Source organism: Stutzerimonas stutzeri, from assembly GCF_000935215.1.
GTDB lineage: Bacteria > Pseudomonadota > Gammaproteobacteria > Pseudomonadales > Pseudomonadaceae > Stutzerimonas.
Genome location: NZ_JXXD01000177.1, coordinates 1 through 13,217, shown reverse-complemented (window position 1 = coordinate 13,217; position 13,217 = coordinate 1). Strand labels below are relative to the sequence as shown.

Annotated in this window: 11 protein-coding genes; 9 read left to right on the top strand and 2 right to left on the bottom strand. The window is 63.9% G+C overall.

Translation table 11 applies throughout. The annotated features are described in order from the left end of the window. Positions 1-199: 199 nt before the first annotated feature. From LO50_RS17845 to rlmF, 9 genes are all read left to right on the top strand, one after another. Positions 200-1,687 carry a leucyl aminopeptidase gene (locus LO50_RS17845; RefSeq protein WP_003298193.1) on the top strand — a complete coding sequence of 496 codons (1,488 nt, stop codon included), beginning with the start codon at positions 200-202 and terminating at the stop codon, positions 1,685-1,687. Positions 1,688-1,762: 75 nt separating this feature from the next. Then, positions 1,763-2,182 (top strand): DNA polymerase III subunit chi, encoded by a 420-nt coding sequence (locus LO50_RS17840; RefSeq protein WP_003298194.1) that lies wholly within the window; start codon positions 1,763-1,765, stop codon positions 2,180-2,182. Positions 2,183-2,253: 71 nt separating this feature from the next. Then, positions 2,254-2,640 carry a hypothetical protein gene (locus LO50_RS17835; RefSeq protein ID WP_003298196.1) on the top strand — a complete coding sequence of 129 codons (387 nt, stop codon included), beginning with the start codon at positions 2,254-2,256 and terminating at the stop codon, positions 2,638-2,640. A gap of 110 nt (positions 2,641-2,750) precedes the next feature. Continuing rightward, entirely contained in the window at positions 2,751-5,585 is a 2,835-nt protein-coding gene (locus LO50_RS17830; protein ID WP_044315834.1) for a valine--tRNA ligase, read from the top strand. 361 nt (positions 5,586-5,946) lie between these two features. Then, on the top strand, positions 5,947-7,329 hold the full coding sequence (gene nhaD / locus LO50_RS17825; RefSeq protein WP_041013183.1) for a sodium:proton antiporter NhaD: 1,383 nt from the start codon (positions 5,947-5,949) through the stop codon (positions 7,327-7,329). A 58-nt stretch (positions 7,330-7,387) separates the two neighbouring features. Continuing rightward, positions 7,388-7,684 carry a winged helix-turn-helix domain-containing protein gene (locus LO50_RS17820; RefSeq protein WP_044315833.1) on the top strand — a complete coding sequence of 99 codons (297 nt, stop codon included), beginning with the start codon at positions 7,388-7,390 and terminating at the stop codon, positions 7,682-7,684. 6 nt (positions 7,685-7,690) lie between these two features. Beyond that, a complete protein-coding gene (locus tag LO50_RS17815; protein ID WP_044315832.1) occupies positions 7,691-9,517 on the top strand; it encodes an SLC13 family permease in 1,827 nt (608 codons plus the stop codon). 110 nt (positions 9,518-9,627) lie between these two features. After that, a complete protein-coding gene (locus LO50_RS17810) occupies positions 9,628-10,797 on the top strand; it encodes a YbfB/YjiJ family MFS transporter (RefSeq protein ID WP_044315831.1) in 1,170 nt (389 codons plus the stop codon). Between the two features lie 71 nt (positions 10,798-10,868). Then, a complete protein-coding gene (gene rlmF / locus LO50_RS17805; RefSeq protein ID WP_044315830.1) occupies positions 10,869-11,864 on the top strand; it encodes a 23S rRNA (adenine(1618)-N(6))-methyltransferase RlmF in 996 nt (331 codons plus the stop codon). Positions 11,865-11,899: 35 nt separating this feature from the next. Here rlmF and LO50_RS17800 read toward each other — a convergent pair whose 3' ends face one another. Next, entirely contained in the window at positions 11,900-12,091 is a 192-nt protein-coding gene (locus tag LO50_RS17800; protein WP_003298204.1) for a hypothetical protein, read from the bottom strand. A 465-nt stretch (positions 12,092-12,556) separates the two neighbouring features. Next, positions 12,557-13,217 (bottom strand): MFS transporter (locus LO50_RS17795; RefSeq protein ID WP_044315829.1); only part of this gene is annotated, 661 nt, incomplete at its 5' end.

The following is a 13,217-nucleotide window of genomic DNA, read 5'->3' as shown; positions in this document are numbered from 1 at the left end:
CAGAACGGGCCGTTGGAAATTGGGTAATGACGCACCGAGCGGACGCGGACCGCCGCGCCGAGGCAATCGCGAAGCATCGAAGATTGCAACGTTTCTAGCCTAGCGCAGTCGTTAGCAACGACCGAACAGGCGAACCACCGGAAAAATAAGCCCGGCATTATCCTGCAAACCCGACTCTTTGTCTTGGGGACACCACGTCATGGAATTTGTTGTCAAAAGCGCCAAAGCCTCCACCCAGAAGACCGCCACCCTGATTCTGCCGCTCGGCGATGATTGCCTTCTCGGCAGCGTCGCGCAGAGCGTAGACAGCACCAGCGGCGGCGCGCTCAGCGCTGCGCTCAAGCGTGGCGACATCCAGGGCAAAGCCGGTCAGACCCTGCTGTTGCATGGCCTGCCCGGCCTCAAGGCCGAGCGCGTACTGCTGGTCGGGATCGGCAAGGCCGACGAGCTGGACAATCGCCAGTGGCGCAAGATCGCCAATGCCGCACTTGCCGCAATCAAGGGCCTCGGCGGTGCCGATGCGGCCTTCGCCATGCAGGATGTTCAGGTCAAAGGCCGCGACAGCTACGGCCGCACTCGCCTGCTGGTGGAAATCCTCGCCGACGGCCAGTACGTGTTCGATCGCTTCAAGAGCAAGAAAGCCGACCCGCGCGCACTGCAGAAGATCATCCTGCTGTGTGACAAGAGCGAGCAGCCCGAGGTGGAACGCGCGACCCGCGAAGCCTCGGCGATCGCCAGTGGCATGGCCTTCACCCGCGACCTCGGCAACCTGCCCCCGAACGTCTGCCACCCGACCTACATCGCCGAACAGGCGAAGCAGATGAGCAAGGCCTACAAGGGCCTGAAGGTCGACGTGCTCGACGAGAAGAAGCTGCGTGATCTTGGCGCTGGTGCCTTCCTCGCGGTTTCCCAGGGTAGCGAACAGCCCGGCTGCATCATCGTCATGCAGTACAACGGCGGCAAGAAGGGCGACCAGCCGTATGCCCTGGTGGGCAAAGGCATCACCTTCGATACCGGTGGCATCAGCCTCAAGCCGGGCCAGGGCATGGACGAGATGAAGTACGACATGGGCGGCGCCGCCAGCGTACTCGGCACCCTAAAGGCCGTGCTGGAGCTGCAGCTGCCGATCAACCTGGTCTGTCTGCTGGCCTGTGCCGAGAACATGCCCAGCGGCGGCGCCACCCGCCCGGGCGACATCGTCACCACCATGAGCGGCCAGACCGTGGAAATCCTCAACACCGATGCCGAAGGCCGTCTGGTGCTGTGCGATGCACTGACCTACGCCGAACGCTTCGAACCGCGCGCGGTGATCGACGTGGCCACGCTGACCGGCGCCTGCATCGTCGCCCTGGGCAGCAACACGTCCGGCCTGCTGGGCAACAACGACGCCCTGGTGCAGCAACTGCTGCAGGCTGGCGAGAACGCGGCCGACCGCGCCTGGCAGCTGCCGCTGTTCGACGAATACCAGGAACAGCTGGATAGCCCCTTCGCCGATATCGCCAACATCGGTGGCCCCAAGGCTGGCACCATCACGGCTGCCTGTTTCCTTTCGCGCTTCACCAAGAAGTTCGCCTGGGCGCACCTGGATATCGCCGGCACCGCCTGGACCAGCGGCGGCAAGGAAAAAGGTGCCACCGGCCGCCCCGTGCCGCTGTTGACCCAGTACCTGCTGGACCGGGTCAACTGATATGCACCAGGCCGTCGCGCCTGATCCCTCGGGCCGGGGTCGCCTCGCGCTGCCCGGCCAACGCGGAGCGTGCCCATGACGCGTATCGAGTTCTACGTCCTGCCCGACGATAACCCGACCGGCCGCCTGCGGGCGGCCTGTCAGTTGGCGGCCAAGGGCTGGCAACATGGCATGCAGGTATTCATTCGCTGCGTCGATGAAACGCAGTCGAACGAAGTCGACGAACTGCTCTGGAGCTTTCGCGCCGAGCGCTTCATTCCCCACGAGCAGCACATCGACGACCCGAAGGCCCCGGTGGTGATCGGCGTCGACCAGGCACCTCAATTCACCCAGGGCCTGCTGATCAACCTGGCATCGACGCTTTCTTCGCATATCGACCAGTTCAGCCGGGTCATCGAGATCGTCAACCAGGAACCGCAGCTGCTGACCGCCTGCCGGGAGAATTTCCGCCTGTATCGACGCCAGGGCTATGATCCGAAACGGGTCGAGCTTTAAGACCAACCATTCGACAGCAAGGGAAAAACCCTGGCAGCCGCCGGGATGCTCAAGCCCCGGAAACTTCTGAGATGACACCGAAAGCCCCGAACAAACCCGCCGAACTGCTGAGCGATCTCGAGTCCATTCGCGCTCTGCTCGGTGACGATTTTCCAGACGAGGTTCCGGCCAGCGCAGCGCTGGACCCGGACAGCATTCCGCTGTTGTCCGATATCGTCGAGCCAGCGCCTGCCGCTCCGGCCGCCAGCGCCAGCGACGACGAGCCGCGGGAAACCAGCGTACGCAGTGCCTTCCGCACCCTGGCCGAGCGGCATATCGACCATGAGCTGCGCACCGCGGCCAACCTGATCCTCCAGGAAGTGATCGACGACTTCGTGCCGCAGATCGAGGCCGAGCTCAAACGCCGACTCGAGAGTCGGATCGACCGTCTGGTGCGTACGCCCCCACCCCGCCCCTGACCCACTCGCCATCGATACGCAGTTAATCCGCAACGGCCGCGAAACCTCGCGGCCGTTTGCCTTTATACTTGCGCGTTTTTCCGACCAGACGTTTTTAAGGGTCCCGCCGCATGGACAAGACCTACCAGCCGCACGCCATCGAGACTTCCTGGTACCAGACCTGGGAATCGAACAACTATTTCGCCCCGCAAGGTTCCGGCGAGCCCTACACCATCATGATCCCGCCGCCGAACGTCACCGGCAGCCTGCACATGGGTCATGGCTTCAACAACGCGATCATGGACGCCTTGATCCGCTGGCGCCGCATGCAGGGTCGCAACACCCTGTGGCAACCGGGCACCGACCATGCCGGTATCGCCACGCAGATGGTGGTCGAGCGCCAATTGGCCGCCCAGGGCGCCAGTCGTCATGACCTGGGCCGCGAGAAGTTTCTCGACAAGGTCTGGCAGTGGAAGGAGGAGTCCGGCGGCACCATCACCCGGCAGATCCGTCGCCTGGGCTCCTCGGTGGACTGGTCGCGCGAGCGCTTCACCATGGACGACGGCCTGTCCGAGGCGGTCAAGGAAGCCTTCGTCCGCCTGCACGAGGACGGCCTGATCTATCGCGGCAAGCGCCTGGTCAACTGGGACACCAAGCTGCATACCGCCATTTCCGATCTGGAAGTGGAGAACCACGACGAGAAGGGTCACCTCTGGCATCTGCGCTATCCGCTGGCCGATGGCTGCAAGACCGCCGATGGGCTGGACTACCTGGTGGTCGCCACTACCCGTCCGGAAACCATGCTCGGTGACGCCGCCATCGCCGTGCACCCGGAGGACGAGCGCTACAAGAGCCTGATCGGCCGCCACGTCATGCTGCCGCTGGTCAACCGCCTGATCCCCATCGTGGCCGACGACTACGTCGACCTCGAGTTCGGCACCGGCTGCGTGAAGATCACCCCGGCGCATGACTTCAACGACTACGAGGTCGGCAAGCGTCACCACCTGCCGCTGATCAACATCTTCGATCAGAACGCCTGCATCCTGGCGCGTGCCCAGGTGTTCAACATCGACGGCTCGGTGAACGACAAGATCGACACCAGCCTGCCGGACGGCTATGCGCACATGGACCGCTTCGATGCGCGCAAGGCCATCGTCGCCGAGTTCGACGCCATGAGCCTGCTGGAAAAGATCGACGACCACGCGCTGAAAGTGCCGCGCGGCGACCGCTCGGGCACCATCATCGAGCCGTGGCTGACCGACCAGTGGTATGTCTCCACCAAACCGCTGGCCGAGAAGGCCATCGCTGCCGTCGAAAGTGGCGAGATCCAGTTCGTGCCCAAGCAGTACGAGAACATGTACTTCAGCTGGATGCGCGATATTCAGGACTGGTGCATCAGCCGCCAGCTCTGGTGGGGCCACCGCATTCCGGCCTGGTACGACGAAGCAGGCCACGTCTACGTCGGCCGCGACGAGATGGAAGTCCGCCGCAAGTACAACCTCGGCAACGAAGTGGAACTGCGCCAGGACGAGGACGTGCTGGACACCTGGTTCAGCTCCGGGCTGTGGACCTTCTCCACCCTCGGCTGGCCTCAGCAGACCGAGTTCCTCAAGACCTTCCACCCCACCGACGTGCTGGTTACCGGCTTCGACATCATCTTCTTCTGGGTCGCCCGGATGATCATGCTGTCCACCCACCTGACCGGGCAGATTCCGTTCAAGACCGTCTACGTGCACGGTCTGGTCCGCGATGGCCAAGGGCAGAAGATGTCCAAGTCCAAGGGCAATGTGCTCGACCCGCTGGACATCGTCGACGGCATCACCCTCGATGAACTGCTGACCAAGCGCACCAGCGGCATGATGCAGCCCAAGCTGGCCGAGAAGATCGCCAAGCAGACCCGCGCCGAGTTCCCCGAAGGCATCGCCAGCTACGGCACCGACGCCCTGCGCTTCACCTTCTGCTCGCTGGCATCCACCGGTCGCGACATCAAGTTCGACATGGGCCGCGTCGAGGGTTACCGCAACTTCTGCAACAAGATCTGGAACGCGGCCAACTTCGTCTTCGAAAACACCGAAGGCAAGGACACGGGAGCAGGCGACGAGCCCGTCGAGCTGTCCTCGGTGGACCGCTGGATCATCTCCGCCCTGCAGCGCACCGAGGCCGAGGTGAACCGCCAGCTGGAGGCCTTCCGCTTCGATCTGGCCGCCCAGGCACTCTACGAGTTCATCTGGGACGAGTACTGCGCCTGGTATCTCGAGCTGGTCAAGCCACTGCTATGGGACGAGACCGCCAGCGCCGAACGCCAGCGCGGCACCCGCCGCACTCTGGTGCGCGTGCTGGAAACGGCACTGCGCCTGGCGCATCCGTTCATGCCGTTCATTACCGAGGAAATCTGGCAGCGCGTCGCGCCGCTCGCGGGCAAGTCCGGCCCGACGCTGATGCTGCAGCCCTGGCCGGAGTTCAACCCGGAGCGTATCGACGCAGCCGCAGAAGGCGATATCGAGTGGGTCAAGGCCTTCATGCTGGGCATTCGGCAGATCCGCGGCGAGATGAACATCTCCATGGCCAAGCGTATCGACGTGGTGCTGGGCAACGCTTCGGCTGCCGACCAACGTCGCCTGGCCGACAACGAGCCGCTGCTGAAGAAGCTGGCCAAGCTGGAAAGCGTGCGCATCCTGGCGTCCGACGAAGAGGCTCCGTTGTCGGCCATCGCGCTAGTGGGTGACATGCAGGTGCTGGTGCCGATGGCCGGCCTGATCGACAAGGATGCCGAACTGGCACGTCTGGACAAGGAAATCGCCCGTCTGGACGGCGAGCTCAAGCGCGTCGGCGGCAAACTGTCGAATGCCGGCTTCGTCGACAAGGCTCCCGCCGAAGTGATCGACAAGGAACGCGCCAAACTGGCCGAAGCCGAACAGGCCAAGGCCAGGCTGCAGGAGCAGCGCGACCGCATCGCCACGCTCTGATCAGGACGCGGTAAACGCAAAAGGCCAGCCCGAAAGGTGCTGGCCTTTTTGCTTAAGGAGGTCATCTTGATTGATGACAAGTTATTACCGGCAACGCTGATACACTATGCCGCACATGAAACACCCCTTTACAAACTGGCAGGCCGTTAAAGCCAAGACGAACAGCTCGACGATGTGAAATGAGCCCCCTGCTGCGAAGCGCAATGCCCCACGTATTTCGCCGAACGCGCAACCGTCTCCCAGGGCAGTCCACCGCCCCGATTTGTTTCACCTCGCTAGCGAATCGTTCCCCTGCCAGCCGCTGAGGCTGCGTCGACACACCCGCATGCCCGGCAAGGTTCCTCAAGATGGAGTCCCTCGGATGTATGCACTCATGGCTGTCGTGTTCGTCATAGGCTATCTATGCATAGCCTTTGAACATCCCCTGAAGATAGACAAGGCCGCTGCCGCGATCCTGACCGCGGTTGTGACCTGGACCATTCTGGTGCTGGGCGCCGACCAGATACTTCCACTGCTGCAACCCGGCAGCCACAACCCCGGGGACTCCTCGGCGGTGGTGGTCGAATCGCTGCGTCATCACCTGGGAGAAGTCTCGGAGATTCTCTTCTTCCTGCTCGGCGCGATGACCATCGTCGAGCTGATCGACTCCCACGAAGGTTTCAAGGTAATCACCGACCGCATCCAGACCCGCAAGCGCGTGCACCTGCTGTGGATCATCGGCTTCCTCACCTTCTTCCTCTCTGCAGCACTGGACAACCTGACCACCACCATCGTCATGGTCTCGCTGCTGCGCAAGCTCATCCGCGGCCGTCCCGAGCGCTGGTTGTTCGTCGGCGTCGTGGTAATCGCCGCCAACGCCGGTGGTGCCTGGTCGCCGATCGGTGACGTGACCACCACCATGCTCTGGATCGGTAACCAGATCAGCGCTTCCGGCGTGATCACCGGTCTGTTCCTGCCAAGCCTGGTGTGCCTGCTGGTGCCGCTGATCATTCTCAGCTTCCGTCTGCGCGGCGAGGCACCACGCCCACGTCCTCGTGCTCACCTGGCCGAGAAGCACCCACCGACCACCACCGTATTCGAGCGCAATCTGGTACTCGGTCTTGGCCTCGCTGCCCTGCTCTTCGTCCCGGTGTTCAAGACCGTGACCCACCTGCCGCCTTACATGGGCATCCTCTTCGGCCTCGGCGTGCTCTGGGTGACCACCGAGTTCATCCACCGCAACAAGAATGCCGAAGACAAGCACCCGCTTTCGGTAGTCGGCGTTCTGCGCAAGGTGGACACCCCCAGCGTGCTGTTCTTCCTCGGCATTCTGCTGGCCGTATCCAGTCTCGCTACCGCGGGCCACCTGACCCAGGTCGCGACCGCCCTGCGCGAATCGCTCGGCCACATCTACCCGATCACCTACGCCATCGGCCTGCTTTCGGCCGTGGTCGACAACGTGCCGCTGGTGGCCGGTGCGATGAAGATGTATCCGTTGGTCAGCCCTGCCGTACTGGCTTCTGCCAGCCCCGAGGAGACCAGCTGGCTGTCGCAGTTCGTCGTCGATGGCAACTTCTGGGAGATGCTCGCTTTCTGCGCCGGTACCGGCGGCAGCACGCTGATCATCGGCTCGGCTGCGGGGGTCGCGGCGATGGGCATGGAGAAGATCAGCTTCACCTGGTACGTCAAGCGCGTCAGCTTGCTGGCCTTCCTCGGTTACACTGCGGGCGCCGCGACCTACATCGGCATGCTCGCCCTGCGCTAAACCGCAGCGAGCCTGGCCAGGTCGCTGCCCCCACAGACGACCTGGCCAGGGACCTTCCATGACCCTCAGCAAGACCAAAACCAGTTTCTATCGCCGACTCTACGTCGCCTGGCTGATCGACAGCGGCACCGCCTGCAGTGTCCCTGCACTGATGGCCGCGACCGGCATGCCACGGCGCACCGCCCAGGACACCCTTGCCGCGCTCGCGGAGCTGGACATCGACTGCAGCTTCGAGCAGGACGACGGCGAACGCCACAATGCCGGCCACTACGCCATCCGCGACTGGGGTGCCATCGACAAGGGCTGGATCGAGCGCAACCTGCCGCGTATCAAATCCATTCTCGAATATCCCTGATCGACCATGAGTGGCGACCTGCTGCTGGTTCTCGGCCTGCTCACCGGTTGCATCGGCCTGTTCGCGCTGAACAAGCCACGCATGGACGTGGTGGCGGTACTGGCCATGGTCGCGCTGCCGCTCACTGGTGTGCTCAGCGTGCAGGAGGCACTGGCCGGTTTCAGCGATCCGAGCGTGGTGCTGATCGCCACCCTGTTCGTCATCGGCGACGGCCTGGTGCGCACCGGCATCGCCTATCGCCTGGGCGACTGGCTGATGCGTACCGCCGGCAGCAGCGAGACCCGCTTGCTGATTCTGCTGATGCTGGCCGTCGCGGCGCTCGGCTCGGTGATGAGTTCGACCGGCGTGGTGGCGATCTTCATTCCCGTGGTGCTCGGCATCGCCAATCGCATGAAGGTCTCGCCACGGCGGCTGATGATGCCGCTGGCGTTCGCCGGCCTGATCAGCGGCATGCTGACGCTGGTGGCGACGCCGCCGAACCTGGTGATCAACAGCGAACTGCGCCGCGCCGGGCTCGACGGCTTCTCCTTCTTCGATTTCACCCCCATCGGCCTGGCGATTCTGCTGCTCGGCGTCGGCTATATGCTGCTGGCGCGCCGCTGGCTGGGCAGCGACAAGCGCAGCGAAACGACAGAACATCGCCATACGCTGGCGGATCTGGCGCGGGAGTATCGACTGGAAGAACGCGAGCGGCGACTGCGGGTGATGCCGGGATCGATTCTCGCCAACCAGGCGCTGGACGAGCTGAAGCTGCGAACCCAGTACGGCATCAACGTGATCGCCGTGGAACGCCATGACCGCTTTCGCAACCTTCTGCTGATCGCGACGGGCAATACCGAACTGTTCGTCGGCGATGTGCTGCTGGTCGATCTGGCCAGCCCGGCCATCGGCCTGCTCGGCGCCTATCAGGAGCTGGGCCTCGAACCCCTGCAACTCAGCACCTCCTACTATTCGGTGCACGGTCGCGAGCTGGGGCTGGCGGAAGTGGCGCTGCCACCGGAATCGCGCCTACCGGGCAAGACCATCCAGCAACTGGGTTTTCGCAGCCGGCACAAGCTCAACGTGGTCGGTCTGCGCCGCAATCGCCAAGCCCTGCAGGGGCTGCTGGTGGATGAAAAGCTCAAGCCAGCCGATACGCTGCTGGTGGCCGGCAGCTGGAAGCACATTCACCGTCTGCAGGGTATGAGCCGCGACTTCCTCGTGCTGAGCCTGCCGGCCGAGGTGGACGATGTGGCGCCCGCGGCCAACCAGGCACCGTTCGCGCTGCTCGGGCTGGCGGTGATGGTGACATTGATGGTCAGCGGCCTGGTGCCCAACGTGCTGGCGGCGCTGATTGGCTGCCTGGTCATGGGCCTGTTCCGCTGCATCGACATGGAGAGCGCCTACAAGGCGATTCACTGGCAAAGCCTGGTACTGATCGTCGGCATGTTGCCGTTCGCCCTGGCGTTGCAGAAAACCGGCGGCATCGCCCTGGCGACATCGGGGCTGGTCGGCCTGCTCGGCGACGCCGGACCGCATGCCCTGCTCGCCAGCCTGTTTCTGCTGACCGCCGTGATCGGGCTGTTCATCTCCAACACAGCGACGGCTGTGCTGATGGCACCCGTTGCGCTGTCCACCGCCGAGCAGCTGGGCGCCTCGCCCTACCCGTTCGCCATGATCGTCGCGCTGGCGGCCTCCGCCGCGTTCATGACGCCGATTTCCTCGCCGGTGAACACCCTGGTGCTCGGTCCCGGGCAATACCGCTTCGCCGACTTTGTCCGAGTTGGCGTGCCCTTTACCGCGCTGGTCATGATCGTCTCGGTGCTGCTCGTGCCGCTGCTGTTTCCGCTATGAATGCCGGCTGCCTCGGGACACCCACCGACGGGTAGCCAGCGAAAAGTGGCATGGCGGCTGAAAGGGCCAGCCGTTAAGCTCCAGCTCTCATTCTAAGAAGAACAGATTCCATGCCTCAGCGTGTCGCCCTGTTTCCGGTCCTGCTGGCCGGTGCCGTTCTCTTGTTGGTCGTCCATGGCCTTGGCCGCTTCGTCTATACCCCGCTGCTGCCCTGGCTGGTGGAGGACGGCCTGCTGACCGTGCAGGAAGGCGCCAGCATCGCCAGCTGGAACTACCTGGGCTATCTGATCGGCGCCCTGCTCGCGGTGCGCTGGCATCGCGTCGCGCAGATCCGCCGTACGCTGCCCTGGGCGCTAGGGCTGCACGTATTGAGCAGCCTGCTGCAGACCCAGGCCGAGTCCGCCGATGCGCTGGCTACCTTGCGCCTTGCCAACGGCATCAGCAACGGCCTGGTGTTCGTCCAGGCGCCCTCGCTGATCCTCGAATGGCTGGCGCGACAGCAGCGCGTTTCCTCCAGTGGCCTTGTCTATCTCGGTGTCTGCGTCGGGCTGATTCTCTCCAGTTTGCTGGTGAGCCTGAGCGACGGGTACCTGCTGGGAGCCGAGCGTTGGTGGCCGGCGGCGTTGCTTTCGATACCGCTGGCCTGGTGGGGCTGGCGGCAGCTGTCGCGGCTGGACATGCCTGACGAGGAAAAGGCCCATTCTGCGGAGGAGCCACCCAGTGGCAAACTGCTCGATCGCTCCAGCACACCGCTGTTTCTTTCCTACGCCGGCGCCGGCATGGGCTACATCCTGCCGATGACTTTCCTGCCGATGGTCGCGCGTCTGCAGGTGGAGCCCGGTGACTTCCTCATCGGTGGCAGCTGGCTGGTGGTGGCGTTGGCGACGCTGCCGGCGCCCTGGCTGTGGAATCGTCTCGGCGTGCGCATGGGTGACGACATCGCCTTGCGCCTGAGCTACCTCACCCAACTGCTCGGCGTACTGGCCGCGCTGCTGCTGCCCGGCGCGGTCGGCATCCTGCTCTGTGCGGTACTGGTCGGCGGCACCTTTCTCGGCACCGTGCTGCTGACCCAGCGTCTGGCGCGGACACTGCATCCACACCAGGGACCGCGGCTGTCGGCGGCGCTGATCGCACTCTACGGCCTGACCCAGCTCGCCGCACCCTGGCTGACCAGTATCTGGATGGGGATGGGCGGCAGCCTGCACAGCGCCTTCTGGCTCGGCGCGGGGGCGCTGCTCTGGGGGTTGTTCTGGATGCTGATGGTGCCGCGCCGCCGTTAGCAACGAGACCTATCCGCGGGCAGCGGTTGTGGGACAATGCGCGCCCCAGCCGCCAACCTCCCGCTGATCAGATGCCGCGCAGATCCCCGTCCTCGACTCCGCAGCCCGGCCGTGCCGAAACCGGCAAGGCCGTACTGCATCCACGCAACCGCCATACCGGCCGCTACGACTTCCCGGCGCTGATTGCTGGCTGCCCGGAGCTGGTCGAGTACGTAATCCTCAATCCCTACGGCAAGCAAAGCATCGACTTCGCCAACCCGGATGCGGTGCGGGTGTTCAATCGCGCGCTGCTCAGGCAGTTCTATGGAATCCAGCACTGGGACATTCCGCCAGGCTACCTGTGCCCGCCGGTGCCAGGGCGCGCCGATTATCTGCATGGACTGGCCGATCTGCTCGGGCAGAACAATGCCAGCGCCATTCCCCGCGGCACCGCCATTCATGCGCTGGACATCGGCACCGGTGCCAACTGCATCTACCCGCTGATCGGCCACCGGGAATACGGCTGGCGCTTCACCGGCAGTGATATCGACGCCACGGCCCTGGCCTCGGCGCGCACGATCGTCTCGGCCAACGGCCTCGCCAAGGCCATCGAGCTGAGACAGCAGGCAGCGCCGAAGCACATCTTCAAGGGCATGGTGTTGCCGGAGGATCGCTTCGACCTGACGCTATGCAATCCGCCCTTCCATGCATCGCAGGCCGAAGCCAGCAGTGGCAGCCAGCGCAAGTGGCGTAACCTCGGCAAGCTCGATCCGAGCCGCAAACTACCCGCGCTCAATTTTGGCGGTCAGGCGGCGGAGCTCTGGTGCGAAGGTGGCGAAGCGGCCTTTGTCGCGCGCATGGCGGAGGAAAGCGTCGCGTTCGCCGGGCAGGTCTACTGGTTCAGTACGCTGGTATCGAAGGGCGCCAACGTGGCGCCGCTGGAGGCGCGGCTGAAACGCCTCGGTGCCCGCCAGATGCACACGCTGGACATGGCTCAGGGGCAGAAGAAGAGCCGCTTCGTCGCCTGGACCTTCCTGAGTCAAACGGAGCAGGCGAGTTGGCGCGCCGAGCGCTGGGCGAAAGGGTGAAAGGGTGAAATTCAGGCAGGCGTCAACGGAAAGGTTTAGACCGCCACGTCCCAGAGCTGCTTGTTCTTCAGCGCCATGGTCTGGATATAGCGCGGTTCACCGTTGATCTCTTCCAGTTCGGTCATCCCGGCCAGCTCGCCTACCACGCGATAACGCTTGCCTACACGCTTGTCCTTCAACGGATAGAGCTTGGCGATTTGTTGGGCGAGTTCGGTAAGGGTGGACATTGCTTGTTGCTCCATTGACTGCGTGCCGCAGGTATTTACCAACTGTTGATGACGGTTATGCGACAGCCGAGCTTAGAACAGGGTTTCCAGGCTGCCACTCGATCACAGGCGTATGCACAAAAGCCGGTAGGTTGCTGCTAAGAACCGGCGATTTGTTCTTAACTTCTTCTACGCCGCTTCGCTTTGGAGCGATGAATACCGAATTGATTCCGTCACGTTCGTCGCCGTTTTTCGAACTGGAAAGCAAGGCTATGGGATCACTATTGCGGGCATGGCAGCTTTGGCGCGACCGGATAAACCGGCCACGCGGAAAAGAAGGAATCACGAGATCGCAGACCAGCTGGAATCAGCAGGTGCCCAGCCCCATCTGCAGCAGCGCCAGGCCGCCACGCTGCCAGCCCCACCAGGCCAGCATCAGCAGGCCCAGCACCAGAGCGACGCTCACACCCAGCCAGAGCGGCCGCATCAGTTGACCTGCGCCTCGCGCAGGCGCTCGACTGGCTGCTCACGAATCGGCCAGTTGAGTACCGCCGCCATCAGGCTCAGCGCGATCGCGATCTGCCAGACCAGGTCGTAACTGCCGGTACGGTCGTACAGCCAGCCGCCCAGCCAGCCGCCAAAGAACGAGCCCAGCTGATGGAAAAGGAAGGCGATACCGCCGAGCATCGACAGGTTACGCACGCCGAACATGGTCGCCACCGTACCGTTGGTGAGTGGCACCGTGGACAGCCACAGCAAGCCCATGGCGATGCCGAATGCGTACGCACTCCAGACACTCAGCGGCGCCAGCAGGAAAACACTGATCACCACCCCGCGAATCAGATACAACCCGGCCAGCAGCTTCGGCTTGGAGTAGCAGCTGCCCAGCCAGCCCGCAGTGTAGGTGCCGACGACGTTGAACAGCCCGACCAGTGCCAGCACCGTGGTACCGACCTGCGCCGGCAGATGCTGATCGACCAGATAGGCCGGCAGGTGCAGGCCAATGAAGACCACCTGGAAGCCGCAGACGAAAAAGCCCAGCGCCAGCAGACGGAACCCGGAATGCCCGGCCGCTTCGCGCAGCGCCTCGCCCAGCGACTGCTGAGTTCCGGGTGCCGCCGGAGGCCGCGCGGGGCTGCGCATCATC